We start from the raw sequence: 26,396 nt of genomic DNA, 5'->3' as shown, positions 1-26,396 counted from the left end.
GACTTCATGAATGGCAAGAATACTTATCGTAAAGAGAATGGGGTATGGAAGCAAAGAAATAAATAATGTGAGGATACATGTGTTTGATTAAGTGTATAGCAATTATCGTAGGCGCTGCCGTAATCTGGGTAGCGTCTTGTTTGTTGTTAAGGAAAGATAAGGGGTGAAATAGATTTGAAACTTAAAGATTAGATAATAATATTGTTACTTTAAAATGCAGAAAATAGACTAGTAAACAAGCTGTTTTTGTTTTTTAGCATAGAATATGATGAATCCTAGAGTTGAGAGGAGGTAATTATATTTATGGGATGTAATTGTAATTTCAGACATTGCAGAGATTGTAATAGATTTTGGGATGATTTAATGTTTTGCAGACGCAGACATAGAGATTGTGATGACCGTCGTTGTAGACGTGACCGTGACTGCGATTGTGATGAATGCCGTCGCAGACGTAATCATGATCGTGACTGTGACTGTGATCGCGATAATCGTCGAGATTGGTAAATTCCTTTGAATGAGTGTGCTTCTTCACAGCACTCTTTTTTTGTTTATGGGTTTTCTAAATTAATACGTATTAAATACGAAGAATGTAGTTGCAATTCGATTTAAGGTCTAACAAAACAAACGAAGACAACGAACGAAAATAGAGATAGTTAAATGTCCTGTTTAGGTCTACCCTATACGGACGTAAAAGAGTGAACGGATTTATCATACTTCTTAACGTCCTGTTTACATATACGGAAAATAAATGGTGTTATGTACTTAGAATTAATTTCCGAACACGTTAACGGACGAAGGGGAAGATATTATGATAATTGGTTATGCTCGTGTTTCTACACAAGAACAAAATTTAGCTAGGCAGTTGAAACAGCTAAATGATTATGGATGTGATCATGTGTATGAAGAGAAAACAAGCGGAGCAACAACAAACAGAGAAGAACTACAATTGATGCTCGATAGTTTAAAAGAAGGTGACTCGATTGTTGTTACTGATTTAACTCGTATTAGTCGTAGCACAAAGGATTTATTTGAACTAATTGAGGTTATTAAGAGTAAAGGAGCTTCAATTAAATCTATAAAAGATACATGGCTTGATACTACGAGTACGAGTGATAATCCATACAGTACTTTTCTACTCACTGTAATGGCTGGTGTTAACCAGTTAGAAAGGGATTTACTTAAGATGCGTCAAAGAGAAGGCCTAAAGAATACGGTGATAAAAACCCTAAAATGGAGCATGCTTTAGAGCTGCTTGCCAATCGTGAAGAGAACGGATATACAGTTAAGAAAATATGTGAAGTAACTGGTGTAAGCCGTACTGTTCTTTATGAAAGAGCGAAAGAAAAGGGGATTATGTAGATTTTAAAGTAGCGAATCTGCTACTTTTTATTTTATAAAATAAATTGTTTCTGAGTAGAAATGAAAATAGGGGTTTGCCTTAAGCATTTAATTATAATCAAGAATATGAGTATAGAAAGAGGTCTGATTTTTGTAATGACGGAGGGGATTGTTGTGGACATAACTCAAAGTGTGGCAAGAATAGTGGTTAATGGGAAAGACCTTCCGTTCACTTCAGTTCAAACCTCTGCATGGAATCATGGGCCTGTAAATGATTTAATCGTTTCGACGAATCAGAGAGTGAATGAGCTTTATCAATTCATGTGGTCACAAGTACCAGTTACGATCTCGGTGTATTTTCTTCAAGGGGCGGACTTAATGAGATTCGCTAGGATTGCTGGAATTAATGAACGTGTAACGAGAGAATATATATATCATTTCATTTGGGGATAAGAAGAATTCAAAGTAGCTTAACAGCTGCTTTTTATTTTCATACAAAAAAAGGAAACTGCAAAGGATTCCTTTTATATTAAGCTGCTTTATAATTTTTATTTTTAATCCTATTTCTAGTATCCATAAATGCGGCGAATGTCGCTATAGCACCACCTAAATCATAAACTTGGAATTTGTGGACAAAAGCAAGTCCTACAATGAAATTGTAGCTGTATATAAAGCATGTAATACCGAACAGCCATAACATGAACTTCAAATCTTTTAAGCTCAATCTATAACTCTTAATTTTTTTCCACATATGTATCAACTCCTATTGTTCTGAGGTTCTATAGTTTTTCTTGTTGATCTCTCGCATGTTTACGAAAAAGAATAGAAAGAAGATAACAGCTGCGATGCCATTAACCCAGTAGTACGTATGTCCCATTGTGAATCCATCATAGAAGGAATAGGCATTCCAAATTATAAGGATTACTGAGCAGATAGTAGAGGTCAGTAATGAGCCAAAACTTCTCATGATTTTCACCTCGGTTCAAATTTTTAGAACTTTTTATACAATTATACATTTAAATAAAAAGATTTACAAAAGGAATTACCATAAGGAGGAGTTATGACGAGTTACTTCCTAACGTATACGCTCTAACGGGACAAACTGTTGGGAATGGTGGATATCAATACGTTAAGTCAGGTGGATTCGGTACTAACTCCTTAGATGAAGCTATTCAAGCTATGGCAGAACGAGGAATAAAAGGTAGCGTTAATGTTGATCTACTTTCTGGACTATGTTATATCCAAATCGATGTCCTACCTAATGCAGAGTTAGATAAGATTACTTGGTGGATGGATACTAGACCAGGTGGTAAATGGTGGTATGAATATATCAAAGTGAGATAATAGTTGAAGCCGTCCTTAATCGGGCGTCTTCAACTATTATCTAAATGCTTCCTTAGCTTTCTCTATTGAGTTCTGTTCCTCGTTTGTATTTGTAAATTCGATAACCATAACAGACAATCCAAAACATAAACAAACAGCCTTTATCTTGCTAACTCTCACAAGAACCTACACTTTTTCTCCATCTTAACCTAGAATACAAGATTCTTTCATTTTTATTCCCGGACATATTTGAAAAACTGTATATTTTTTATCTTAAATCAATTATATCTATAAATTTAAGGAAAATTCTGTTATAAGATGCATCAGTGCAAGCTATTAAATTCTTTATTGGATTTATGTCAGTTACAGTCACATATCTAGTAAGCAAATGACCATCTCTATAATAAGTAATCAATATCTTCTCTTCAGAAAGAAATGAACATAATAACTTGTTTTCAATAATTTCTTGTTCGTCTTGGGTTAATGTAGGGCGCTCCACTTTTATTTGTTTTTTAACAATCTTACCAATACCGATGAATTTCTTCGGTATCGAAGCGAATGGAGTCCGCTTAATCATTCCTATTTCTTTTGGCATATGTGTATAGTTCATGCTGTATATCTCCCTAATTGCTATTAATAACTGTATCATTATATCAATTTTTGGAGATGTTAGGATTATTTATGTAATTATAAAATAAACATTTAGAGGTTTTTGGCTCCTTATAAGATCAACCCAATTTAACTAAGCATGATTTATATATATAATAGGAAAAATTTTATAAGAGTTAGTTTATTTTTTCTCAATATCCCACCCAACCAGTAAGTATTTATGCCAGATTAAATCTCTAGGTTTTCATTGACAAAAAGCTGACTATACTTAGTCAGCTTTTTGTATACTATAATCTAGTATTTATCAGTCCCAAAGACATGTTCTTTGCCTTTAAGTTGACACTGAAAATCTTACCAATGTTTTCTTTTGCAATGACAACAAATAAAGAAACATTTACAACGACACTTATTTCTCTTAAACTTCCAATCATCATCACAATGGTGCTTTTCTTTAGATTTCCACCAATCATCATACTTTTATATGATAGAGTGCTTTCTACTAGATATAGAATTCATACAAACTATGCTAATTTTCAAGGGAGAGTGGAGAGAACTACTGGTTATGATATTGATCAACAAACACTTGTTGAAGAAAAACGTTCTGATTTTAAAAAATCTCTTATTTTGGAGTACGCTTTTTTGAATGTATATTTCGTAGTAGCAAAGGAAAAACATACTATATAACTGCAAATGAAGCCTTTTTATCTATTTACCCATTTCGCTTAATAATTTATCCATTTTTTGTTCTTTTGATGATGTTGAGGTATATGTCTTATTTTCAACGCCGCGGTAGTTGATATTTGCCAAAAATGGAAAGCGAAATCCTTCATTATATCCTAAAAAGGAGCTCTCTTGATAAAGAGAGCCCATTTTCTTATTTCTTCTTCTTTTCTGTCGGTTGGCTTTGCTTAGCGAAATTAGATGAATCATCGAAATTCGGTTGCTTTTTACCAGCATTATTACTTCTACCTTTTCCCATATGTAATGCACCTCCTCTCACCCTTACTATTCCCAATAAAAAAATCCTCTTGCATCCAAGAGAATTTTTTATTGGGCTCTTATTAATAATGCCTAACTGTTCCCGTAGTACTTCCAACACTTCCAGCCCTGCCATACCATACCATATTGGATGCTGTTGACCATTAGTGAAGTATACAAAAGGCTAGGAATATCCGATAGTACGCTCAGAAAGTATATGGAAGTGTTACAACGAGAGGGATTCGCAGTAAAGAAAGATAAGCGCGGCAGACGAGAATACACAGACAGTGACATTATGGTTATTGAAAGATTAATTGAAATTAGCAAGCATGATGGTATGACGCTAGAGAAGGCAGCGAAGATGATTGCACAGAAGTTGGAAAGTATCAATCCAGATTTGATTAATGATGAAGAACCTCAAGAAAGAGATTTAATACCATTCCACATTCAAGAACAACTGCCGCAACAGTACAGCGTTATGGCGCAAGAAATGAATCATAGTATAGCATCAATGGAAAAGCGATTAAGTGAGCAGGCAAAGCAACGAGGAAATCAAAGCGAGTATAGAGCAGCACAATGAATGAGTGGAAAAACGATTAGAAGCACGAGATGAGACGCTTATGAAGACACTACGTGAGATGCAGGAAACGAAGAGATTAATGCAGGAATATCGGGAGGAAGTTGCTGCTGCAAAAGAGAAGAAAAAGCCGTGGTGGAGGTTCTGGTAAGTGATTTTGATAAACTACGCAAAAGCAGAAAAGTATACACTTCTCCTTTTCTACTTTGATGGAGAATACATGTATCTTTAGATACATAATGGGCTAGTTGGCGCAAAATTCGTTATAGGAAGTTAAGAGAATAGACTTGTTTTATTATGTTGGAGAAGGGAATCTTGCCGCTTCAAAGTGAATAAAATCTACGGTACCTAAAAGTGGTTCAGGAACAGTCTTACCATCTGTGGTAGCTTGGGCAATAACTTGTACATTAGATTTAAGATAGTGGAAACACTCACTAGATTAACAATCTCCAATTCTTCGCTTAAAAAATCATTATCAGCAACTACAGCTTCTCCGTTTATTGTGATAAATATCCTTGCGCTATAACTTGCAGGAACATCAGGGAAAAAACCAATACTTGCTATGATTAGATATACTCCATTTTGTTTTGGAGTAAAAGTTGAAGTAATGGGATTATATTCATTGTTTAAATCAAATATTTCATTAGGATATGAAATTAAAGTCAGATTAGCTGGACCTACACTTTGTTCAAATGCTCTATTAATAGCTCGAAAGCCTAATTGAGGTATAAATATGGGTTCTGAAACAGGAAACACACAAGGTATGAAGTTTCTTACACTATTTAAATACAAGAATAATCAAACTCCTTTTTAGTAAGATTTAATATATTAGATGCAAAATGAGTTTTTTTCTTGTATAGTTGTCCATTTCTTTCTAACATAATTTTTAAATTTGAATATGATATTCATGTAAAGTTACCATAACGTCTCATTATAGGTAGTCAATAATGAATAGAATTTTCATTATGGGGGATTTTGATTCTTTAGCTTGATAGCGATGGGGTAGCACCAACAAAACACAAATTTCTTACGCTACGACAACGTAACGATTTTATGCTATCCGTAAAAAACTGACTAGTGAGGGCTAACACTCAGTGTGGGGGGATGGCCCCCACCTAGATCTGAGTTTCACGTTATAAAAAAAGAAAGGGTTGATTGGCATTGCTTTTTATTTGACTATTACTTTTCCATCCATTCCTTTCAAGTAGTGGAACCGACATATTAGTTCATATGTACCGGGAGTTTCAGGCTTTACGGTAATTGTTTTTTCTTTTCCTGACGGGATCTCGGCGTCAATTCCGAGTTTTTTTACCGTAAAGGTGTGATCTCTATTTCCTTTGTTTTTCAATAGTAACGTTGTCGTTTTCCCAGCCGGAACAGTGATGACATTCGGATTAAAGTAATCATCATTCAATTCAACCTCAATAGGCTGTCTCACAACGTCGGATTCGGCAAATATATTGAGTGATCCTAGAGCTGTCATAACTATAATCATCGCAAGTGAAATGATCAATCCAGTTAATTTCTTTTTCACAGACATTCACAAACCCTCCTTTCCTAAGCACTAGTGTTTTCAAATTTATAAAATATTATCACGATAAATAGGGTTTAGGCGTGGCTCACATAGTAATTCTTTCGGTAACTTCTAATAACCAAGTGATAACTGGAATAGGATTTGTGTAAATAAAAAAAGCCTCCACTACTGTGGAAGCTTTTCCAAATGATGTGCAATATCAATATACATATCGGAATAAACCGAATGGATTTCATTACTAGGCGCAGCGTTAGAAGAGAAGTGGACAATTACCATATTTGCTTTCGGATCGATGTAAAGCGTTTGTCCGTAACTGCCTAACACTTCGAAAGCATCTTGTTCATTGTGCGGAATCCACCATTGATTATGATAAGAAATAGAAGCGCCATCGCCGATTGCAAGTTCACCATCTTGTACATTTTTCACACTTTCTGTTATAGAAGAAGGGATGATTTGCTTTCCATTATATTGCCCGTTATTTAATAATAGTTGACCGAATCTCGCCATATCTCTAGCATTTGCATTTAAACCAGCACTTGCTTGTTCTACTTCTGTTTCATCTGTTACGTAATAAGCATTTTCTTCCATACCAATTTGAGACCAAATTCGTTCGCTTACATTTTCAGCTAACGATTTACCAGTGATTGTTCGAATAACCCAAGCGAGTGTTTCAGTTGATCCGTTATTGTAAGAAAAAGCTGAACCAGGCGGTGCGGTTTCTTCTGCTTCTAGTAACATATCATAAATTTTCATTGGCCCCTCGTAATTTTTACCTCGGGGTAAAATATTACTAGCTAAATATAATTGAGCATCTTGATTTTCTAGTCCTGGCTGCATATATCCGTGAGTAGGGTACTCTGCAGAAACTTGCATGTCCATTAATTGCTGAAGTGTTGCTTTGCCGAACGGTGTATTTTTTAATTCTTTTATGTAAGTATCAGCTGTTTTCTTTACATCAATACGATTTTCATCAGCGAGAGATTGTATGATTGCACCAGTAAACACTTTTGCTAACGATGCCATTCCGTGAGGCTCGCTTTCGTTATATTCATTGAAATATCGTTCATAAACAAGTTGTCCATTATGTACAAGGACAAAAGCATCTGTTTTGTTTTTATCTAAAAGTTTCTTTAAAGGAGTCGTATTTCCAAATCCACGTTCAATTGCAAAATCGTCTAAGTTTTGTAACGCGGTAGGGAAGTGAGCAATTTGGTCAGGATTGTTTTTTACTTCATTAATTAAAGTAAATTCTTTCATATGTGTATACGACCAACGTAAGTATGGATCACTTAACCAATTTTCCTTAGTGACATTATCTTTAGTTGGAGTTGCTTTATTATTTTTGAAAAAAGTAAATCCAAGCCCTGTAACTACGAATAGTAATATTAATAGCAATAATAGCAGGGGAGATTTCTTTACATTCATGCATGTACCTCCTTTAGTTTCTATTATAAGTATACGCTCGTCGTAAAAGAAATACAAAATAAGGAAAGTAAACGGGTAAGTTTACTTTCCTTATGAACGTTAAGCAGATATTTGTCCATCTGTACTTTGCTTTTTGAATTTTTGTTTTCGTCCGTGTAATCCATAATAAAGAAGTAAAGTGAACGCAACGATAATAGCTGCGATAAAATACATATTATGATAACTTGATTTGGCAGCGACTATACCTAAAATGAAAGAACCAAAGCCAATGCCGCTATCAAAGAATGAGTAGTAAGTAGCTGTCGCAGAACCACGTCGATGGTTTGGAGCGGCAGAAATCGCGATCGTTTGGAAACTTGGAATTAATGTTCCGTATCCTAAACCGATTAGCATACCTGCGCCAAGGAACCAAAATGAAGTTTGCGCTTGGCTTAAAATGAACATTCCAATTGTGAAAATAATGATAGCTGGATAAATAAGCACATTTTCACCGAAACGATCAAAGATTTTTCCTGTGAATGGACGAGAAATTACAACAACAAGTGCGTATAAAATAAAGAAATAACTAGCAACTTCGCTTAAACCGAGTTCTTTTGCATAAATAGGAATAAAGGATAAAATACCACTATAAGAAAAGGCTAAAACAAATCCTGTTAGAGCAATCGGAATAGAAGATGGTTCAATTAAGTCTTTCCATTTCATTTTTTCTCGTGTTTGTTTACTTACTGGTTTTTCATGAGGAATATTCACTATTAATCCTAATAAAAATGCGAGTAATGAAAATACCGAACAAACGATAAATAATGCAGTAAATGAAAAATGAGAAATAATTGTTAAACCTAAAAAAGGACCAATTACCATCGGTAGACTCATAAATACACCGTAATAAGCAAGTGCTTCACCGCGTCTATGAGCTGGTGCGACATCAGTTACAATTGTTCCAGTTGCTGTTGTTGCCATTCCGAATCCAATACCATGTAAGAAGCGAAGGGCAAGTAATAAAAATAAACTTTGCGTACCGAAATACATAACAGTAGCGGCTAAAAATAGTGAAAGTGAAATGAATAATATTTTTTTTCTTCCTAAATCATCGAGCCATTTTCCTGTGAATGGTCTACATAAAACAGATGAAATAAGAAAAACAGTTGCAACTAAACCAATTTCCTCAGGTTTCCCTTTTAGGCCGTCTATAACGTAGACGGGCAGAGTAGTCATAAGCATGTAAAATGTTAAAAAGAGAAATAGACTACTAAAACAAGTTCCGAGGAAATCCTTCGTCCAAAGTTTTTCACTTTGCATCGTCATCCCTCCAATTTAATCTAAATTTTTAATAATTTGTTGTAACACTTGAAAAGCTTGATGTAAGTCTTCTTCTTTAATACCTTCTAGCGTTTTTTCTTCAAAAGAATCAACTTCTTCTTGCCATACTGGTATCATTTCTAGTGCTGTTTCCGATAATGAGATGAGCTTCTCACGGCGATCTTTTCCTTCTGTACGAATAATCCAGCCCATCGTTTCCATACGAGTTAATGTGCGAGTCATCGTTGGTGATTCAACATTTAAATACTGGCATAATTCTGTTTGGGTACAAGATCCACTTTGATTGATGCGGAAAATAACAGCCCACTGCGCACTAAATAATCCTGTTGGAGATACACGTTCATTAAATTTCTTCGTAAACTTACGAGAAGTTTGACTGACAATGTGGAAAAAATGTTGTTTTTCGTCCATGTATTTGGATCCTTTCAAATTAGTTACCTAGCTAACTATATACTTTTTTATTATAATTGTCTAGTAATAGACATGTTGTATTATGTAAAAATTTCGTATAGTTTTTTGTTGAGAACATACATTCTGCGTGGTATTCTTTAAGTAAGTAAAGAATTTTCTTTCTATTAAAAAGAATGGGGGAAATTGTGATGATTAAGCCTGCAACAATGGAGTTTGTTTCACTATCGAATGGAGAAACGATTGCGTATCAAGAAGTTGGAAGGCAAAATGAAGAAATGCTCGTACTCATTCATGGGAATATGACATCGTCACAACACTTTGATTTAGTTATTGAGAAACTACAAAAGCAATATCATATTTACGCAATTGATTTAAGAGGATTTGGACAATCGACGTATAATAAGCCGATAGATTCATTACAAGACTTCGCAGAAGATGTAAAACTATTTATCGATCAATTAAAGCTAGAGAAGTTTTCGTTAATGGGATGGTCAATGGGCGGTGGTGTTGCGATGGAGTTTACAGCGAGCTACCCAACTTTTGTAGAAAAACTAATATTAGTAGAATCGGTAGGGATGAAAGGGTACCCGATATTTAAAAAAGATATTAACGGGCAACCAATTGGATCGAGTTTATTAAAAACGAAAGAAGAAATTGCGCTAGACCCAGTGCAAATTGCACCAGTACTAGATGCAATAAAAAATATGAATAAAGTATACTACCGTACAGTGTGGAATCTATTAATATATACACATAATCAACCTGAACCGGATCGTTATGAAAAGTATTTAGATGATATGTTAACACAGCGCAATTTCGTTGATGTGAATTATTCATTAGTTACATTTAATATTTCAGATGAACATAATGGTGTTGTGCGAGGAAATGGACACATTCACCGTATCCAAGCTCCAACACTCGTCATACAAGGTGACCGTGATTATGTCGTACCACAAGTAGTTGGTGAGGAATTAGCGAAACATTTGCCAAATGCGGAGTTGAAGGTGTTAGAAGATTGCGGGCATTCACCGTTTATTGATTGTTTAGATGTATTTATACAGCATGTAGAGGATTGGTTAGACAATAAATAATTCCCGAAATATAAAACTTGCATATACTATAGCATTTGTATGTATAAGGGGAGAGAGTCAATGCATAATCCATTTTTAATATATCATTCTCCATATAATCATCAATATATAAAAATTATTATTGATCCGATGTATATGCAAGTTTCACCAGTTGTAGTTCCTTTACAAGTGCAGCAGCAACCAATAGTTCATTCACATCAATACTTATATGGTCCTTCATTTTATGAAAATCCATATTTTAAACATTTTCATTACCATGTGAAAGCGCAAGTTTGGGAAGGATAAGAAGCTAAAAACTATATTTTTTAGCTTCTTTTTTATTGTGAATATTCGTACACGCATGTAAAGAAACCGTTTATAATGAAAAGTGGAAAGTGTGAGAAGGAGGGGGAAAAGGATGTCAATGCGTTTTACTTTTTGGATTATGGCTGGAGTTGCTGCAATTTCCGGTTTATCACAAGGAATGTTACTACCTACAATCGCCATGATTTTTGAACAAGAAGGAGTTAGTTCAACTATTAACGGTATTCATGCGACGGCATTATACATCGGGATATTATTTATTTCACCATTTCTTGAAAAACCGATGCAAAGATTTGGAATGAAACCAATTATCGTAATTGGTGTTTTTCTCGTTATTATTTCATTACTCTTTTTTACACAAACATTTTCATTTTGGGTATGGTTTATTCTTAGATTTTTAGTTGGCGTTGGAGATCATATGCTTCATGTCGGAACACAAACGTGGATTACAACAACGACAGACCCTAGTAAAATAGGTAGGCAAGTATCGATATACGGCGTATTCTGCGGAATTGGTTTTGCAATTGGCCCTTATCTGGCAAGTACAGTTCAGTATGGTCTAGCAACGCCATTTATCATATCTACTATACTTTGCTTAATAGGCTGGATTTTACTTTTACCAACGAAAAATGCATTCCCAGCACAAGATGAAACGAAAACTGAAAGTGAATCATCCTTTTCTCGTTATAAACAAGTCGTGGGATTAGCTTGGATTGCACTTATTGGTCCACTTGCATATGGTGTGCTTGAAGCAATGCTAAATAGTAATTTACCAGTATACGCCCTTCGCAAAGGGTGGTCTGTATCAGATGTTTCTTTCTTAATACCAGCATTCGCGATTGGGGGTATTATTACACAAATTCCGCTCGGTATATTGAGTGATAAATACGGAAGAGACCGTATTTTAACATGGACATTCAGCATAAGTACTGGCATTTTCCTGCTTGCAGCAGTATTTAATCAATATTACTGGATCGTCTTTGCCTGTATGCTTTTAGCCGGTATGGTCATTGGATCGTGCTTCTCATTAGGACTTGGATTCATGACAGATTTATTACCGAGACACTTACTACCAGCAGGTAATATATTATCAGGAATCGCCTTTAGTATAGGGAGTATTATGGGCCCTGTATTAGGAGGCGTATTTATAGAGAAAATACAGTATACAAGCTTTTTTATTGCGGTTATGATTATAATGGGTATTCTCGCAATGTTATATATTATTTACATGAAGAATCAATTCGCATCAAGAAAAATAGAAAGTAGGTTAGGGCATGACAAAACAACCTAATAAAAAGAAATTTGAAGTTCTCGAAAATGAAACAATTACAGACTGTTTAGCACGTATGGAACAAGAAGGATATGCACCATCTCGTCGCATGGAAGAGCCAATCTTTCATGAAGTGAAGAAAGGCGGGAAAACAGAAGTTGAACCGTGTGGTAGAAAAATTGTTTTTGAGGGGAAATTGAAGTAATTTAATAACAGATTTTCTTTACGGTATAGAGCCATCCAGTTCATTTGAGTTGGATGGCTTGTTTTTTTATCCCACATTAACGGGCAGCCCGATTGGTGAGGGCTGATTAAAGTTTCACTTTATTGATCAATGAAGAAATAGGGAGATTAGGAATTGAATAGAGTGAACGGATATTTTTTAGGAAGAACGAAAAGAAATTAGTTGTACGGGCATTGATTCTAGAGCTACTATAATAAATTAAAAATAAAACTTTGCAACAGAGCCTTTATTTATTGTTTTTGCTAAAATTTATGTACAATTCACAGTACGAAACAACAAATATAAAATGCTACTTCCTTTTTTATTGCTCCTAATCGGCTTCTTTATATTGGGTGGAGAAAAGATTGCTACTTTATTCGTATATTGATAAAATAAGTTCTTGGGTCTTACTTGTTGTTATCAGAATAATGATTGTCGCTCAACTTAAAGAAATTAGTTACACAGATTTCGCACTATCTAAAGAGGGGACGGCAGCGATTCCCTCTTTTTGGAGCCACTCACAAACGTAAAACAAGAGAGGAGGCTATATGAGCTATTCTCCTCTCTTGTTTAGATTAACCAGCTACTACAATTGGAACTGGTATATCAAATTTAACATCCTGTTGGATAATGTTTTTCTAGCAATCTATTAATTCTGATGGAAACGATAGGTTGTTAGAAAGTGTAAAACCAAAATACACTGTTTAAAAAGTTATTTGTTAGAATTGGTTATAAGTAATAAAACAGAAAAGAGGATTACATGTTACATAATTTACAGAGAAATAAAAAGTTTTTTTTATTATGTCTTATTTTTTTAGTGATTTTAACCGCTTGTGATAAAACAGATGTTAAGACATCTAAAGCATCATTACCACCGGCTCAATCAAATACAGATAAATCATTAAAAACACCGAATTGGGTAGATAAAAGTCCTATTCAAAAGTCTCCTAATTTTATTGAAGATAAAAAAGTAAAATCGGTAGTGAATTTATTAGCAACGGGTGATAATTTATATCATGACGCAGTAATTAAAGATGGCAAACAAAAAGACGGTTCATATGATTATAACTATATTTATGAAAATATCAAAAAAGCTGTTAAATCAAGTGATCTTGCTATAGTGAACCAGGAGACTCCAATTGCAGGAAATAATCTAAAAGTACAGGGATATCCTACTTTCAATACACCTGAAGAAGTAGGTCAATCTTTAGTGGACACTGGATTCAATATAGTGACTCAAGCGACAAATCACGCTATGGATATGGGTATCAAAGGTGTTTTGAATACAAGAGAATACTGGAAGAAATATCCGGATGTTATCCCAGTAGGTATTAATGAGAGTCAAAACGAGCGTAATGAAATAAAAACGATTACCAAAAATGGTATTCGCTTTGCGTTACTTAATTATACATATGGTACGAATGGAATTAAAATTCCAGCTGATAAGTCTTGGGCATTAAATTTAATTGATAAAAAAGCGATACAAAATGATGTGGAAAAGGCAAAGAGTAGCTCTGATATGGTGATTGTTATGGTGCATTGGGGAGTAGAATATACCTCTACACCTTCAAAGCAACAAAAAGAAGTTGCTCAATATTTAACAGATTTAGGTGTAGATGTAGTAATTGGAAATCATCCACACGTAATTCAACCAATTGAGTGGAAACAAAATAAAGATGGACATCAAACACTAATCTATTATTCTCTTGGAAATCTTATTTCTGCTCAAGAAAAATTAGAAACATTGGTTGGAGGACTATCTTATATACAATTTGTCAAGTATGAAGATGAAACTTTTGGTATACGACAAGCGGCGTTCGTACCGACAGTAACTGACTATGCTGATGGTAAGACACATTTTAAAATTCAATTTTTAAAAGATTATTCGGATGAAGATTCTAAAAATCATGGGATTAAAAAATTTGTTGGCCCCGTTTCTTTAGAGAATTTCAAGGATATTCCTAGAGATGTGTTGGGAAATTGGTATAAAGACTAATAAACAAAAAGGGAATGAGATACAATTAAAAAATTTATAATTTTAGCATTGGTATTGGCATTGGGATGGAGCCTTGCTGCTTGTAGCGGAAAACAAACATCTCAGGAAACTACTAATAATAACGATAAAAATAAAAAAGAGATAAATGCGAATAAAAAAGATGTTTTACCTATCTCTGATCCTAATGATTGGAGAATTATTCTTGTAAATAGAGAACAAATGTTACCAAAGGAACTAGGGATTGAATTAACAAGTATTACCCAAAATGCTAAGCCCAATATGAAAATAGATAGTAGAATTGCAACTTCCTATCAGGATATGGTAACAGCTGCAAAAAAAGAGGGAATCAATCTTTATTTAAGGTCAGGTTATCGAGCTATAAAATTACAACAAACTTATTATGATGCTTCAGTTAAAAGCTATAAATCTCAAGGTTTGTCGGATAAAGAGGCTAGTGCTAAGGCATTGGAATATCTTCAGTATCCTGGTGCAAGTGAACATCATACTGGATTAGCGTTAGACATTATTTCAGTTGAATGGCAGAATACTGTAGAAGATTTAAATGCCAAATTTGAAACTACCGATGCATTCAAATGGTTAGATAAGAATGCTGCAGAGTATGGGTTTATTCTCCGCTATCCAAAAGATAAAGAGAATATTACTGGCATTAAGTATGAGCCATGGCACTATCGTTATGTAGGAAAAGAAGTTGCTATTTATCTAAAAGAAAAGGGATTAACTTTAGAAGAGTATTGCGAAAAAATTAAGTCCGACAAATAAAAATACACTTTGATTCTATTAAAAAGCCAGTGGATCTGGAGGATGTGTTAATCTTTCTCCTAGTATTGCGAAAACTGTGTATGATAATGTAAGCACGTATGAACCGATATATGTATCAAGAACTTAAATCTATAAAAGAAGCAGTGAAAAAGGATCTGATATTCATATCAGATCCTTTTTCATTCGTAACATAGAATACTTGCTTACTGTATCTGCTTAACTAGGCTTTAGAGACTGCCTGTTTTACAGATGCTACAATATTAACCTTGCTATCTATTTTGTTTTGGATGCTGGATTTTCTTAGCTTGATAGAAATGTAGAGGTAGACCAAATACTGCGATTGGTAGTATTTTTTTATTTATTAGAATATTAAGAAATCTATTAAGATGAAATAGTTGGTGTAGGAAAAAAATTTAGGAGCTGAGTAGGGTGAAGAGATATTTTATTAATAATAGATTGGTTGAATGAAATAGTAGATATTCTTGAGATTGACCAATTTTACTCTTGATCGCGTTCTTTGGGGCGTTTTTATAGCTTTGTATTATGTAAAATAGATAGGAACAAAATAACCCCCCTCAAGAATAAGGGTGTTCTTGAAGGGGTTTTTTATGCGGTATATATTTTATATTGCTTGTAACGTATTAATGATGTTCAATTTTAGAAATTTCAGCGCGTTGAATATAACCATCAGAGAAGCTGAAATAAAGAGAATAGCTTCCTCGATTATATATAAAGCCTTCACTAGTCATATCCTCTCCGATTCCATCTGGTTCACCAAACCACTCTTTTAATTCGTTGATAGAGATATCCATTTTCACCCATATATATCTAGCGTCCGAAGGGTACATATCAATATTATAATCTCCGTATACCGCTGTATTAGGTGCATCACATTCTGTACATGGTGCTTGCTTCCAAACATCAGGCGCTCCAAATTCTTTTTTTACCTCAGATATATCTTTACCTAGTGCATCTAATTTAAATGGACCAAACGTCCCATTCTGTAAAGCTGTTGTTAACATTTGTTTCAGTTCTTCTTTTGAATTGATGTTGAAATTATAAGATCTGTTCTTTGCTATTGCATTATAGAAAAATTGTGCATACTGTTCACGCTTCACAAGCATGTTGCCATTAAAATTAGCTGCCTCGTCACCTTGTGCTATACGGTTACTACGCAGTGCATTGGCAGATTCGTAGGCCCAATGACCTTTTGGTACATCTTTAAAGTTCTCTTGTCCTTTTGAATTTAATTGAAATGCTTTTTGTAACACTACTGCCATCTCATACCGAGTTAATACATCATCTGGACGAAATGTACCTGTTCCATCACCTTTCATAATTCCAGCTTGCGCAATGGCTTTAATATCCTTTTCAAACATATGATTTGTAATGTCACTAAACATATTCGCCTGTTTATCGTCTGCTATTAAACCTAAATGTCGATTGACTAAAGAAGCTACCTGTCCTCTAGTAACATTGTCCCCAAAACCAAATTTCCCATTTCCATATCCTTTAAAAAGCCCTGCTGCCGCTAAGTAATCAATAGCATCTTTTGACCAGTGGTCCTTTGGTACATCTGTAAATACAGTGTCATTATTGCTAACTACCTTATAGCTATTTTCATTAAAGTTTGTTTTCGTAGTTGTTTCTGCATTTACTGTGCCTACCATCGTTGTAGTTGCTAGTGCTGCAGCTATTACTAATCCGAAAAAATTTTTAACTTTACTTGTTTTAAAGCCCATTTTGGAACCCCCCTGTTATATTAAATATTTACATCGTGATTATAACATATAAACGATAAGTATTTACCATAAATTTCTATGGAATAAATATCTATTTTACTAATCTGCATGAAACTTAATCATAATATCTATAAATATTCATCTCTATTTAAAAATGGTATATAGAGTGAAATGTAAAGTAACTCAAAAATATACAATAAAAGTTGATTTTGAAGTTATTTTTGCTTAATTTACTTTTATAAATCCATTCAACAAAAACATCTAAATACCTTTTCGCTATTTGTGGACAGTAAAATGCTTCTTTTTTCAATCTACGATAGAAGACAGAACGTATATTTGGTATAATCAAAACATACTATATGAAACGATGTACATGAGTTTGAGATTTATGTAATAAGGTAAGTAATACATAACAATAACTACTCTTTATAGGATTCAGTTCATGTTATACAAATCAATCGTTAGAAAGGAAAAGAAGTAATGAATCAAATTTCATTTGAAGATTTATTTGAAGAAGAAAACGAAAAAGAAAAAGAAAAAGAAAAGGTGGAGGTAGCTGAAATACCAGTACCTTTATCGCCATTGCAACAAGATATATTAGGATTATTTAATTCTGAAGAAATCAGTGCACTGGAGCTGTGCGAACAATTAATACGAGCTGGTAAAATACCCGATGAAAGATTCACTACGAATAAGCCGAAAGCATATGGACAAGTATGCTTACTATTAGAAGGTTTTGTTAAAGAAGGAAAGCTTATTTTTGTCAAAAGTGATGAGAAAAGAGATAGGGTTTATAAATTGAATGAAGAAGTTTTTAACGGATAAGGTGTACAGGGGGGATGAATAATTTCCTAGGGGAGTTCATTCGTTTTTCTCATCAAAAAGGTGTCAATCTTGCTTAGATTGACACCTTTTTGATCATCTAACATATTTACGTTTGAAACCAAGTCTTCCTCTATCAAGTTCTTTCTGAATACTCTCTGTAGCATTTAGCAAACTGCTCTTTTTATTTTCACGTTTTATTTCAACTATACCAACTTCTTTTGCAATTTCGACTGCTTTTTCGTGTAGTGGCACATATGAAATTGCTACAGTGTTTAGGAAATTATTCATAGCGGATTTTGTTCGTTCTGGCGAATCATGAATCGTATTTTTCACCATTTCAAGCATAGTGGAAACTTTGCTTTCGGAAAATTCATTGTCTTTACGATTGCCTAAAAGCCAGCAGTAGCAACGCCAGCCTGCAGACATTTTAAGCTCGTCCCCACTTGCAATCCATGTATCAGCAACGTCTTGTGCAATATTTGACTCCGATAAAGTTACTGCACAACATAATCAGATAGCATATAAAAATACGCCCCATCCATCCAACGATTAAAATCCGATTCACTCATAGCTTTTGGATCGGCAATAATACCTGCAAAGTACATAGCATCGTAGTTAGCTGTGGAATAAAGTTTCTCAGCTAACTCTTGATTTAATTTTATTTTCTTAGCGATTGGTTTCATAGCGCCCGTAGCTACGCCGAAAATTGGCTCATGTGCACCGTTAGATATGTATATTTTTTTCGTTCATTCCTTACCGAGGGCTTCAAGCTCTTGCATAACTGTTTTAAAATCCAAAGCTGTGCACTTTTTTCCTTAATATAAAGACCATTTTAATTGCGAGTTAGCCTATATCTTTTATCATGTCTTCCATACTTTCCAATTTTAAATCTTATGTGAGTAGGATGTCTACATTCTGTAATTTATTGATAATTCAGTTAGTTATTTATTGTTGTGAAGATACAACATTAAGATAAAAGGGGGAAGAAATAATACGGATGTATGGCTCTTCACATAGTGAGGGGATGTAAATAATGCTTTCTCTTTGACGCTTTTGCTGTAGTATCATGTTATCCTTTAATAAGGTAATAAATGGAGTTTTGCATTAAATATGTGAGGTTGATTCTAAATGATAAAGAAATTTACTAGAGTAGTACTAACTTTGGTGATGCCAATTAGTCTTATCATGGGTTGTGGGAACGCTGAAAAAACTAAAGCACAAGAGACGAAAGCGGTACAATCTGAGAAAAAGAACTATATGGATTATTCATATGGTAGCAAAGGTATATTAGTAAGCGGCAAAGCGAAAGAACGTCAACAATATGAGGTTGGGTTTATAGATGATAACAAGTTAATTGGAATTGATGAAAATATTGAGGACTGTATTATTTTGGATAATAAAGATGAAGCAGGTTACATTTGGAAACAGATAGAGCAGGGGTCTATTATTGAAGTGCAATTTGGTAAGGACCGCAACGATATCGTAGGCGTACAACTAGTAGGAGATCGTGATACATACGAAATTAGTGATAAGTTTGATCGAAATACAATAAATGAGATTGTCGAAAACGTTAAAGGGAGTTTGTAATAGATGTATTTCGATAGTATAGGATCTCTTATCATGAAATTGTGAATCAACAGCATTTTTTATATAAAAATGCCGTTGATTTGTGTTAAAAAGTAAATACTATTTTATAGTCTTGTAGAAAAACACGTATTTAACATAAATGAATTATTCTTCGTTCAGCTGTGATGATCGCCGAAAGGTAATTATCCAAAATAAAAGAGCACAAGCACTAACAGATACACCTAATATGCATACCCCATCCCAACCATATTTTGCATACATATTTGTTGAAAGAATTGCACCTGTTGCACTACCGATAGAATAAAAAATCATGTAACTGGCAGTGAGTCGACTTCTTGCTTCGGGACGCACTGTGAACAGCATACTTTGATTGGTTACATGTACAGCTTGCACAGCTAAATCTAAAAGGATAATGCCGATAACTAGTAGGAATAGAGAATGGTTCATTAATTTAATTAGGATCCATGAAAGTAATAATAAGGATAAGGCTATGCCAGTAGTTCTTTCTCCGAATCCGCGATCAGCAAGTTGTCCGGCCTTATTGGCAGCTAATGCACCTGCAACTCCAGCAAGACCAAATACTCCGATAGCTGTATGTGATAGATTATATGGTGCAGCACTTAGAGGTAAAACTAATGAAGTCCATAAAATACTGAATGAAGTGAAAATGAGCAATGCTAATATTCCGCGAATGCGTAAGTGGCGCTCTTCTACAAATAATAAGAGAACGGAATGTAATAATTTACGATAGGTCATAGCTGTTTTTTTATTTTCAAAATTAGGTAAATTACGATATAACAAACCAATTACGAAGAGCATAAGTACAGCAGAGGTAAGATAAACGGAACGCCATCCGGCTAGATCTGTTAATGTTCCGGAAAATGTACGTGCAAGTAGAATTCCTATTACGACACCACTCGTGACGGAACCTACTATTCGCCCACGGTCTTTTGGATTAGCTAAAATGGATGCGTATGCGACGAGTGTCTGTGTAACAGTCGCAAGAATTCCGACTAAGGCCATACCTATAAAAAGTACGGTACTTGAAGGAGCGGCTCCGATTACAATTAAAGCGAAAACGGATAAAAGCATTTGAACAATAATAAGTCTTTTTTGGTTTAACAAATCACCAAGTGGAACTAATAAAAGTAATCCGAGTGCATAACAAACTTGAGTAATAGTAATAACGACACCAATAGTTGAATGGTTGATCTTAAACTCATTTGATAAAGAATCAAGTAGAGGGTGAGCGAAGTATATATTCGCCACAGCCATCCCGCAAGCTATTGAAAATAATAGAGTTATATAGCGGGGCATGATTGTATTGATAGTTGATTGGAACTGATCATTATTCTGTGTAAGAGCAGTTGTCATTTGTTCTTTAGCATCCATAATATCATCTCCTTTTGTTTTTTAAATAATGTACCGAACGGTATGTTATTTATTAAATAAAATATAACCAGGGATAAATTATTGTGTCAAGTGAATTGTGAATTGATTTCAGTTTATTTTGACATATCATTTATAATTTAATACGATATATAATATACTGATTAGTACATAAAAACGTGATTTATAATTTAGAAAACAGGTGAAGAAAGAGGAGGGATTAAATGGCTCGACTACGTGAATTTGATAAAGAAAAAGCTTTGGATGCTGCTATGCAACTTTTTTGGGAAAAAGGATACGCTGCTACTTCATTAAGTGATCTAACTGCTAAAATGGAAATACAAAGACCGAGTTTATATGCGGCATTTGGTGATAAAGAAGGGCTGTTTGAAGCTGCATTACGGAGATACACAAATATACACGCGACCAGCATTCGAACAAAACTTCAAAAAGAACGATCTATAAAAGAGGCCATTCGTACATTTTTTGAAAATATGGTGGAAGAGGAATATAAAAGAGAATCAAATAAAGGCTGTTTTTGTATTAACACAATGGTTGAGCTTTCTCCTCATAATGAAAAATTTGAAGTGTTGACTAGAGAACATCAAATGTACCTTTCAATTATATTTCAAGAATTAATCGCCAAAGGTATTCAGTCTGGAGAACTGCAAAGTGATGTGAATGCTAAAGCTTTAGCACAAACGCTAGTCACTTCATTAATTGGATTAACAGTGTTAATGAAATCTCGCCCAGAACGTTCGGTTGTAGATAATACGGTATGTATCATATTATCGTTACTAAAATAAATATTTCAATCAACTATGTTGATTATAGACACTCTTATTTATAAACTTTCAACCTTAAGCACTGAATTGTCTATGAAGGCAACAAGTGCTTTTTGTTTTCGGGTAAATATGAGCAGGTGAATCATAATGGTTGTCTGCAATGTATGAAGATTGTTGGAGACATTTGTAATTAGATATTAGATAAGAGGGGAATGAAAACACTATATAAGCCCCTTCAAAGCCCCTCATAAGCACCTACCAAGTAATAAATCACTAAGAAAAAACAAAAACAAAAACAAAAACAAAAACAATTACAAGAACAAAACAAGTGCGAAAAAATAAAACCGGCGTAGTAGTAGTAGTAAAAAAATTTGGAACTCGAATGCCAAAACCGTTTGCTCATTCCTATATTTATATTGAAGGATTGGAATTTTCCTTTTTACTAGTAAAGAGCGGAGGGGAAACTGATGGCGGTGTACCGCAATGTGCAGGTGAACTTTTGGCAAGATGAATTTATTTTAGATTTAACGCCAGAAGAGCGTTATTTTTACATATATTTGTTAACTGGTACGAAAACGAAGCAATGTGGTATTTATATATTACCGAAGCGTTTGGCAGAGCTTGAAAATGGTTACAGTATGGAGACGGTTGAGAAGTTATTGAACCGGTTTGTGGAATACGGGAAGATTTTATATGATGCGGAAACGAAAGAGTTATTCATTATAAATTGGTTACACTATAATCCTATTTTTAATATGAACATAGAGAAATGTGTATTACGTGAGCTGAAAATGGTGAAAAGTAAAGAGTTCCTGCATATGTTTTTACGTAAATGTATTGAAGAAGAATGCAAGATTCCGTTATTACTTCAACATTTTGGAATGCCAGAGGAAGAGGTTAGTAGTAATTCGCAACAAGCGATTATTCAAGAGAAGGAAGAGGCAGAAGAGGTAGAAAGAGTAGAGGATGCCACTCCGCATAGTGAAGTTTATAAGTTTTACGAACAAAACATTAGTAATCTATCTCCATATATCGCGAAGGAATTAAAGGAATGGATGTAAAGGATTTCAGGAGATAGAGTAATAGAGGCACTTAAAATTGCGTTTGAAAATAATAAGGGGACGTTCGCTTATGTAAAGGGGATTTTGAGGAATTGGTGTGGGGATATTAGTGAGGAAAAGTGTGTAATAGGAAGTTTAGAGCGAAGGAGAAGTATTTTGAGTAGTGTTTTTTAATTTGCATAAATTTAATACAGAATATACGTTCGTATTCGGTGGGGTGTATGCTATACTATTTTTGAATGATAGAGAAAAAATATGGGTATTTTGCTTTTATAATAGATAAAAAGGTGCGGGAGGAACAGAGTTTGATAACTAGTACATCAAAGTTGTTTCAATATATGAATATGACAGAAGAGCAGGAACAATTATCACTGCGATATTTAGAGTCGAGAGAAGAAGCGATTTTAAAAGATATTCAACTAACGACAATTAGAGATCAAAAGAGAGCCGATTTTGCGGAGCAATTTATAAACGATTTTAGGAAAGTGCATAAACAAAATCCGGCTTTCTTTCGGTTATTTTATTATTTGCTAGGGGAGCAATTGTTAAATGTTCTTATAATAAGGTTTAAATATGTGGATTTTGCTAATATGAAGATTTATTTAGAAAAAAGTGTACTGCCTTTAGATAAACTTGTGGGAAGTGCATGTAAATATTTAACTAATATTTCGAGTTATGTGGATGAAGCGTATGTTTTTCTTAAAGGGCTAACAAAAGAGAACCCGAACTATATAGAGGAACAATTACACATTTTACCAAATCAGCAGCAATTATCGTTACTTCTCGTAATGTTTGAAGTAGATTATGAGAGATTCTGTACATATAGCTCTTTATTGGACGAGAGATTAAAAGAACATGCTGAATTTATATTGAATTTGAATGGAGAAAAGGAAAAGATTGAAGCAGTTGAAAGATATATAAAAGGTGAAAGTGATAGGGAATTATTTTTAGGTGGAAGCTTACCAGAATACATTTGGCGGCTATTATTTAGTATTCATCAGTATTCAAATGTTGCGAAGCGATATGTTGAAATATTAGCGAAGAAAAACGTTTGGGGTTTTATGAATCATGCTACGCGTTACGTGTGTCAAGCTCTCAATCAGCCTCAAAACTATAAACGAACAGGGAGTGTAAATAAGAAAACCTATGATGAAATTCAAAGTTTTTGTAAACAGTTTTGGATTTCTGAGGAAAGATTCTTTGCACACCGGCTGAGGCAACATGATTTAAATAATGAAGGATTTTGTAAGACGTATGAATATGAAATGTTATGCTCCGTGGCGGAAGAAAATCCTGAATTTGTTCAACGTACTTTGCAATATGTAAGTAAAATTAATTATCTCATTATCGCACGAACGTTAGCTGGAAAAGGGTATGAGTTAAATAGAGGGAGAATGCGAGAAGAATTTTTTGTCGCTGCTTTGCAAATTAAATTGTCTACAATACGTGATACATATCGTGATTATTTACTAGGGAAATTGTCACTTGAGGATATGGAGCAAATACTTAAAGATCCTAAGTATAGAAGTATGTATTGGGGGATGCCAGTATTAGAGGTTACACTCCTTTGGGATGTAGATGATGTAGCGAAGAGGGAAGCTGTAATTACACTGCAATTCGGAGATGAATATAACGTTAATTTATACGAACTTCTGTACGAATGTTCTGTCAGAGGGATAGAACCGAAACAAGTATTAGAAGATCTTCTTTCGTATGGATTAAGTAAGGCAAAGCTTATCACTTATGCAGTTGAACAAGCTGCATGCTACAGTGAAGAGAGAAACAAGGCGAAGGAAGCGCTTGTTCATGTCATTGTAAAAGAACAAGCGTACATAATTGAACGATTTGATGAGTATTCTGCTCAGGCAAAAGCATATATTTTGGATGAATTAGCGAGGGGAAACATGGTTAAAATGCGTCCGATTTTAATCAAAAGCTTAGGTGCTTCTTCTAAAAAAATTCGTGAGTCTGTAGTGAGACTGCTTTCGAAAGATGTAGAGTCGGCAGAAGATGTAGCAGCCGAACTTAATAATAAAAAGAAAATTGTCCGTGAACATGTGATGGAAATACTAATAGATTATAAGATTGAAAAGTATATGCAACTTGTACAGGAAGCTTTACAAGAAAAGAAGAATGCTTCTTTTGTTGAGAAATTTGCTCCGTTACTTGAAGTGGGTGGAGATTCAGAAAATATAGAAGAACTTTGCAGTCGTATAGTAACGGAACAAAAAAGAAATTCATTTGTGCAATGGATGGGGAACGAACCACAAATCCGTCTTCGTAATTCAAATGAAATAGCAGATGCAACAATTCCGTTAGCCTATTTACAACAGTATATTTCAGATTCTGTTATTGAGAAGAAAGAGGCAGCTGAAGTAATTGGTGGTACTTTGAATGAGCAAGACTTGAAAGAGTATGTGCAAACAATATATCAAATATGGATTTCTCAAGATGCAGATGTGAAGAAACGCGGAATCCTTTCATTATATGGAATGTATAGCGATGATAAAATGGTCGGCATACTTAAAAAGCAAATTGATGAATGGGTGCTTCATATGAGAGGAAAGATTGCAGCAGATGCTGTTCGGGCTCTAGGGTTGTCCTCATCTAAGCTTGCACTTGTGTCTATTCAAGCGATGACATTTAAATATAAGCATAAATTAGTGCGTAATGCGGCAAAAGAAGCACTAAGTCTTGCTGCGAAAACACGTGGTATAACGGAAGAAGAGCTGGAAGATCAACTAGTACCGGATCTTGGTTTTACTATACGTGGTGAAAAGCCGATTGATTTTGGGAATCGAATTTTTACTGCTATTTTAACTTCAGATTCGAAAATTGAATTAGAGACAGAAGAAGGAAAACGTATGAAGTCACTTCCGAAGCCGAATGCAAAAGATGATGTAGTAAAAGCTGAGGAGGCTAAGAAAGAGTTATCCTCTTTAAAGAAGGAACTCCGAAGTGCTCTTTCTATGCAGAAACAACGCTTGGAAACTGCTCTATCACTAAAGCGCTATTGGTCATACGATACGTGGAAGCCGGTATTTTTGGAAAATCCAATTATGAAGCAATTTGCCATTTCACTTATTTGGGGTGAATATACGGAAGGAAAGTTGCTGAAAACGTTCCGTTATGCGGAGGATGATACGTTTTATTCAATGATAGGAGAGAATCATGAACTTTCATCTGGAACTGTTATTGGTTTAATTCATCCGTTAGAATTATCCGAGGCGGAAAAGGAATTGTGGAAAGGGCAACTGACAATTGCGGGAATTGTTCAGCCGTTTGTACAAATTGAACGTCCAGTGTTTGTAGTAGAAGAGAATGATGAGATTGCTGTTGAGAGATTTGGCGGTATTTTATTAAATGGTCGCTCGTTATTTGGTAAGATGACGAAACTTGGATGGACTCGCGGATCGGTTCAAGATGGCGGTGTTTATTATACATTTTATAAAGAAGATACTCGAACTGGATTAGGAGCGGAACTTTCATTTAGCGGAGCGTCGATTGGATATGAAGTTGAAGAGGATGTATGTGTATTTGAAATTCAATTTTATAAAGCGGGCACTGTGAACCGCGGTTCATATGAATACGACGAAATTGATGATGAGAGACGCATTGTACCAAAACAAGTAGATAAGCGCTTCTTTAGTGAAGTATTATATGATGTGCAATTAGCGACCGAGTCAAATCTTGGTCATAATGAAAGCTGGCGTAACAAACGTTAAGAATTCCCCCTTCATTTGTAGGAAAATGAAGGGGGTTTTTCAACTTTTCTAAAAGGTTCTTCCTTAAATAGAAGCGAATAGTTTGAGAAAGGAGGGGTTATATG

General features: G+C 34.5%; 25 protein-coding genes and 5 pseudogenes. 18 read left to right on the top strand and 12 right to left on the bottom strand.

Annotated elements, in window-relative coordinates; translation table 11 throughout:
* The first annotated feature begins 303 nt into the window (after window positions 1-303).
* The 3 genes and pseudogenes from BAU27_RS26340 (at window position 304) to BAU27_RS26330 (ending at window position 1,791) form a co-directional block, all read left to right on the top strand.
* On the top strand, window positions 304-504 hold the full coding sequence (locus BAU27_RS26340) for a hypothetical protein (RefSeq protein ID WP_071772484.1): 201 nt from the start codon (window positions 304-306) through the stop codon (window positions 502-504).
* Between the two features lie 304 nt (window positions 505-808).
* Window positions 809-1,359 (top strand): annotated as a pseudogene (locus BAU27_RS26335) (recombinase family protein).
* Between the two features lie 60 nt (window positions 1,360-1,419).
* Complete coding sequence (locus BAU27_RS26330; RefSeq protein ID WP_071772483.1) at window positions 1,420-1,791, top strand: hypothetical protein; 372 nt, start codon at window positions 1,420-1,422, stop codon at window positions 1,789-1,791.
* Between the two features lie 76 nt (window positions 1,792-1,867).
* Here the strand turns inward: BAU27_RS26330 and BAU27_RS26325 are convergent, their stop codons facing one another.
* Window positions 1,868-2,089, bottom strand: coding sequence for a hypothetical protein (locus BAU27_RS26325; protein ID WP_071772482.1), 222 nt, complete (start codon window positions 2,087-2,089; stop codon window positions 1,868-1,870).
* Between the two features lie 12 nt (window positions 2,090-2,101).
* Window positions 2,102-2,305: a hypothetical protein gene (locus tag BAU27_RS33055; protein ID WP_071772481.1), complete on the bottom strand. Its 204-nt coding sequence runs from the start codon at window positions 2,303-2,305 to the stop codon at window positions 2,102-2,104.
* A gap of 113 nt (window positions 2,306-2,418) precedes the next feature.
* Between BAU27_RS33055 and BAU27_RS26315 the strand changes: the two are divergent.
* Window positions 2,419-2,682 (top strand): annotated as a pseudogene (locus BAU27_RS26315) (N-acetylmuramoyl-L-alanine amidase C-terminal domain-containing protein); the annotation flags it as partial.
* Window positions 2,683-2,929: 247 nt separating this feature from the next.
* Here the strand turns inward: BAU27_RS26315 and BAU27_RS26310 are convergent.
* Complete coding sequence (locus BAU27_RS26310) at window positions 2,930-3,271, bottom strand: YolD-like family protein (RefSeq protein WP_071772480.1); 342 nt, start codon at window positions 3,269-3,271, stop codon at window positions 2,930-2,932.
* Window positions 3,272-3,627: 356 nt separating this feature from the next.
* Here BAU27_RS26310 and BAU27_RS32060 point away from each other — a divergent pair, with 356 nt between their 5' ends.
* Entirely contained in the window at window positions 3,628-3,954 is a 327-nt protein-coding gene (locus tag BAU27_RS32060; RefSeq protein WP_071772479.1) for a hypothetical protein, read from the top strand.
* 21 nt (window positions 3,955-3,975) lie between these two features.
* On the opposite strand, the gene BAU27_RS32520 is transcribed toward BAU27_RS32060, so the two are convergent.
* Window positions 3,976-4,140 (bottom strand): hypothetical protein, encoded by a 165-nt coding sequence (locus BAU27_RS32520; RefSeq protein ID WP_175546566.1) that lies wholly within the window; start codon window positions 4,138-4,140, stop codon window positions 3,976-3,978.
* 259 nt (window positions 4,141-4,399) lie between these two features.
* Here BAU27_RS32520 and BAU27_RS26300 point away from each other — a divergent pair.
* Window positions 4,400-4,976 (top strand): annotated as a pseudogene (locus BAU27_RS26300) (DUF3967 domain-containing protein).
* A gap of 197 nt (window positions 4,977-5,173) precedes the next feature.
* Here the strand turns inward: BAU27_RS26300 and BAU27_RS26295 are convergent.
* The 5 genes from BAU27_RS26295 to BAU27_RS26275 all read right to left on the bottom strand — a co-directional run bounded on the left by BAU27_RS26295 (window position 5,174) and on the right by BAU27_RS26275 (window position 9,515).
* Complete coding sequence (locus tag BAU27_RS26295) at window positions 5,174-5,617, bottom strand: hypothetical protein (RefSeq protein WP_254798012.1); 444 nt, start codon at window positions 5,615-5,617, stop codon at window positions 5,174-5,176.
* 376 nt (window positions 5,618-5,993) lie between these two features.
* On the bottom strand, window positions 5,994-6,365 hold the full coding sequence (locus tag BAU27_RS26290; RefSeq protein ID WP_071772478.1) for a cupredoxin domain-containing protein: 372 nt from the start codon (window positions 6,363-6,365) through the stop codon (window positions 5,994-5,996).
* A 159-nt stretch (window positions 6,366-6,524) separates the two neighbouring features.
* On the bottom strand, window positions 6,525-7,784 hold the full coding sequence (locus BAU27_RS26285; protein WP_071772477.1) for a serine hydrolase domain-containing protein: 1,260 nt from the start codon (window positions 7,782-7,784) through the stop codon (window positions 6,525-6,527).
* A 99-nt stretch (window positions 7,785-7,883) separates the two neighbouring features.
* Window positions 7,884-9,083, bottom strand: coding sequence for an MFS transporter (locus BAU27_RS26280; RefSeq protein ID WP_071772476.1), 1,200 nt, complete (start codon window positions 9,081-9,083; stop codon window positions 7,884-7,886).
* A 15-nt stretch (window positions 9,084-9,098) separates the two neighbouring features.
* Complete coding sequence (locus BAU27_RS26275) at window positions 9,099-9,515, bottom strand: MarR family winged helix-turn-helix transcriptional regulator (RefSeq protein WP_071744183.1); 417 nt, start codon at window positions 9,513-9,515, stop codon at window positions 9,099-9,101.
* A 188-nt stretch (window positions 9,516-9,703) separates the two neighbouring features.
* On the opposite strand from BAU27_RS26275, the gene phaZ reads away from it, so the two are divergent.
* The 7 genes from phaZ (at window position 9,704) to BAU27_RS26245 (ending at window position 15,178) form a co-directional block, all read left to right on the top strand.
* On the top strand, window positions 9,704-10,606 hold the full coding sequence (phaZ, locus tag BAU27_RS26270; protein ID WP_071744184.1) for an intracellular short-chain-length polyhydroxyalkanoate depolymerase: 903 nt from the start codon (window positions 9,704-9,706) through the stop codon (window positions 10,604-10,606).
* Window positions 10,607-10,666: 60 nt separating this feature from the next.
* On the top strand, window positions 10,667-10,891 hold the full coding sequence (locus BAU27_RS26265; protein ID WP_071772475.1) for a hypothetical protein: 225 nt from the start codon (window positions 10,667-10,669) through the stop codon (window positions 10,889-10,891).
* Window positions 10,892-11,003: 112 nt separating this feature from the next.
* Window positions 11,004-12,200, top strand: a complete 1,197-nt coding sequence (locus BAU27_RS26260; RefSeq protein ID WP_071744186.1) for an MFS transporter — start codon at window positions 11,004-11,006, stop codon at window positions 12,198-12,200.
* Window positions 12,184-12,384: an NETI motif-containing protein gene (locus BAU27_RS26255; RefSeq protein ID WP_071744187.1), complete on the top strand. Its 201-nt coding sequence runs from the start codon at window positions 12,184-12,186 to the stop codon at window positions 12,382-12,384. Before BAU27_RS26260 ends, BAU27_RS26255 begins: the two co-directional genes overlap by 17 nt.
* 383 nt (window positions 12,385-12,767) lie before the next feature.
* On the top strand, window positions 12,768-12,932 hold the full coding sequence (locus BAU27_RS32515; RefSeq protein WP_175546565.1) for a hypothetical protein: 165 nt from the start codon (window positions 12,768-12,770) through the stop codon (window positions 12,930-12,932).
* 230 nt (window positions 12,933-13,162) lie between these two features.
* The gene (locus BAU27_RS26250; RefSeq protein WP_071772474.1) at window positions 13,163-14,398 is read left to right on the top strand and encodes a CapA family protein; all 1,236 of its coding nucleotides are present in this window, start codon (window positions 13,163-13,165) and stop codon (window positions 14,396-14,398) included.
* A 48-nt stretch (window positions 14,399-14,446) separates the two neighbouring features.
* The gene (locus BAU27_RS26245) at window positions 14,447-15,178 is read left to right on the top strand and encodes a M15 family metallopeptidase (RefSeq protein ID WP_071772473.1); all 732 of its coding nucleotides are present in this window, start codon (window positions 14,447-14,449) and stop codon (window positions 15,176-15,178) included.
* Between the two features lie 641 nt (window positions 15,179-15,819).
* Here BAU27_RS26245 and BAU27_RS26240 read toward each other — a convergent pair.
* Window positions 15,820-16,920: an S-layer homology domain-containing protein gene (locus BAU27_RS26240; protein ID WP_071772472.1), complete on the bottom strand. Its 1,101-nt coding sequence runs from the start codon at window positions 16,918-16,920 to the stop codon at window positions 15,820-15,822.
* A gap of 480 nt (window positions 16,921-17,400) precedes the next feature.
* On the opposite strand from BAU27_RS26240, the gene BAU27_RS26235 reads away from it, so the two are divergent.
* Window positions 17,401-17,745: a DUF3895 domain-containing protein gene (locus tag BAU27_RS26235; RefSeq protein ID WP_071772471.1), complete on the top strand. Its 345-nt coding sequence runs from the start codon at window positions 17,401-17,403 to the stop codon at window positions 17,743-17,745.
* Between the two features lie 93 nt (window positions 17,746-17,838).
* Here the strand turns inward: BAU27_RS26235 and BAU27_RS26230 are convergent.
* Window positions 17,839-18,482, bottom strand: a pseudogene (locus BAU27_RS26230) (DNA alkylation repair protein).
* Window positions 18,483-18,873: 391 nt separating this feature from the next.
* On the opposite strand from BAU27_RS26230, the gene BAU27_RS26225 reads away from it, so the two are divergent.
* On the top strand, window positions 18,874-19,332 hold the full coding sequence (locus tag BAU27_RS26225; RefSeq protein ID WP_071772470.1) for a hypothetical protein: 459 nt from the start codon (window positions 18,874-18,876) through the stop codon (window positions 19,330-19,332).
* Window positions 19,333-19,476: 144 nt separating this feature from the next.
* Here BAU27_RS26225 and BAU27_RS26220 read toward each other — a convergent pair whose 3' ends face one another.
* Window positions 19,477-20,724, bottom strand: coding sequence for an MFS transporter (locus tag BAU27_RS26220; protein WP_071772469.1), 1,248 nt, complete (start codon window positions 20,722-20,724; stop codon window positions 19,477-19,479).
* A 221-nt stretch (window positions 20,725-20,945) separates the two neighbouring features.
* On the opposite strand from BAU27_RS26220, the gene BAU27_RS26215 reads away from it, so the two are divergent.
* From BAU27_RS26215 to BAU27_RS26200, 3 genes and pseudogenes are all read left to right on the top strand, one after another.
* Complete coding sequence (locus BAU27_RS26215) at window positions 20,946-21,527, top strand: TetR/AcrR family transcriptional regulator (protein WP_071772468.1); 582 nt, start codon at window positions 20,946-20,948, stop codon at window positions 21,525-21,527.
* Window positions 21,528-21,973: 446 nt separating this feature from the next.
* Window positions 21,974-22,741: pseudogene (locus BAU27_RS26205) on the top strand (DnaD domain-containing protein).
* Between the two features lie 170 nt (window positions 22,742-22,911).
* Window positions 22,912-26,292, top strand: a complete 3,381-nt coding sequence (locus BAU27_RS26200) for a DUF4132 domain-containing protein (RefSeq protein WP_483295357.1) — start codon at window positions 22,912-22,914, stop codon at window positions 26,290-26,292.
* Window positions 26,293-26,396: the final 104 nt, after the last annotated feature.

This window comes from Bacillus sp. NH11B (assembly GCF_001884205.1).
Lineage (GTDB): Bacteria > Bacillota > Bacilli > Bacillales > Bacillaceae_G > Bacillus_A > Bacillus_A proteolyticus.
Note: the sequence above shows the minus strand (reverse complement) of the source record. Positions and strands in the feature narration are given on the sequence as shown.

Bases quoted from the DNA above. Each gene is read 5' to 3' on its own strand.
- BAU27_RS26340 (WP_071772484.1), top strand. From the start codon at position 304: ATGGGATGTAATTGTAATTTCAGACATTGCAGAGATTGTAATAGATTT.
- BAU27_RS26330 (WP_071772483.1), top strand. From the start codon at position 1,420: ATGAAAATAGGGGTTTGCCTTAAGCATTTAATTATAATCAAGAATATG.
- BAU27_RS26325 (WP_071772482.1), bottom strand. From the start codon at position 2,089: ATGTGGAAAAAAATTAAGAGTTATAGATTGAGCTTAAAAGATTTGAAG.
- BAU27_RS33055 (WP_071772481.1), bottom strand. From the start codon at position 2,305: ATGAGAAGTTTTGGCTCATTACTGACCTCTACTATCTGCTCAGTAATC.
- BAU27_RS26310 (WP_071772480.1), bottom strand. From the start codon at position 3,271: ATGAACTATACACATATGCCAAAAGAAATAGGAATGATTAAGCGGACT.
- BAU27_RS32060 (WP_071772479.1), top strand. From the start codon at position 3,628: ATGTTTTCTTTTGCAATGACAACAAATAAAGAAACATTTACAACGACA.
- BAU27_RS32520 (WP_175546566.1), bottom strand. From the start codon at position 4,140: ATGGGCTCTCTTTATCAAGAGAGCTCCTTTTTAGGATATAATGAAGGA.
- BAU27_RS26290 (WP_071772478.1), bottom strand. From the start codon at position 6,365: ATGTCTGTGAAAAAGAAATTAACTGGATTGATCATTTCACTTGCGATG.
- BAU27_RS26285 (WP_071772477.1), bottom strand. From the start codon at position 7,784: ATGAATGTAAAGAAATCTCCCCTGCTATTATTGCTATTAATATTACTA.
- BAU27_RS26280 (WP_071772476.1), bottom strand. From the start codon at position 9,083: ATGCAAAGTGAAAAACTTTGGACGAAGGATTTCCTCGGAACTTGTTTT.
- BAU27_RS26275 (WP_071744183.1), bottom strand. From the start codon at position 9,515: ATGGACGAAAAACAACATTTTTTCCACATTGTCAGTCAAACTTCTCGT.
- phaZ (WP_071744184.1), top strand. From the start codon at position 9,704: ATGATTAAGCCTGCAACAATGGAGTTTGTTTCACTATCGAATGGAGAA.
- BAU27_RS26265 (WP_071772475.1), top strand. From the start codon at position 10,667: ATGCATAATCCATTTTTAATATATCATTCTCCATATAATCATCAATAT.
- BAU27_RS26260 (WP_071744186.1), top strand. From the start codon at position 11,004: ATGTCAATGCGTTTTACTTTTTGGATTATGGCTGGAGTTGCTGCAATT.
- BAU27_RS26255 (WP_071744187.1), top strand. From the start codon at position 12,184: ATGACAAAACAACCTAATAAAAAGAAATTTGAAGTTCTCGAAAATGAA.
- BAU27_RS26250 (WP_071772474.1), top strand. From the start codon at position 13,163: ATGTTACATAATTTACAGAGAAATAAAAAGTTTTTTTTATTATGTCTT.
- BAU27_RS26240 (WP_071772472.1), bottom strand. From the start codon at position 16,920: ATGGGCTTTAAAACAAGTAAAGTTAAAAATTTTTTCGGATTAGTAATA.
- BAU27_RS26235 (WP_071772471.1), top strand. From the start codon at position 17,401: ATGAATCAAATTTCATTTGAAGATTTATTTGAAGAAGAAAACGAAAAA.
- BAU27_RS26225 (WP_071772470.1), top strand. From the start codon at position 18,874: ATGATAAAGAAATTTACTAGAGTAGTACTAACTTTGGTGATGCCAATT.
- BAU27_RS26220 (WP_071772469.1), bottom strand. From the start codon at position 20,724: ATGGATGCTAAAGAACAAATGACAACTGCTCTTACACAGAATAATGAT.
- BAU27_RS26215 (WP_071772468.1), top strand. From the start codon at position 20,946: ATGGCTCGACTACGTGAATTTGATAAAGAAAAAGCTTTGGATGCTGCT.
- BAU27_RS26200 (WP_483295357.1), top strand. From the start codon at position 22,912: ATGACAGAAGAGCAGGAACAATTATCACTGCGATATTTAGAGTCGAGA.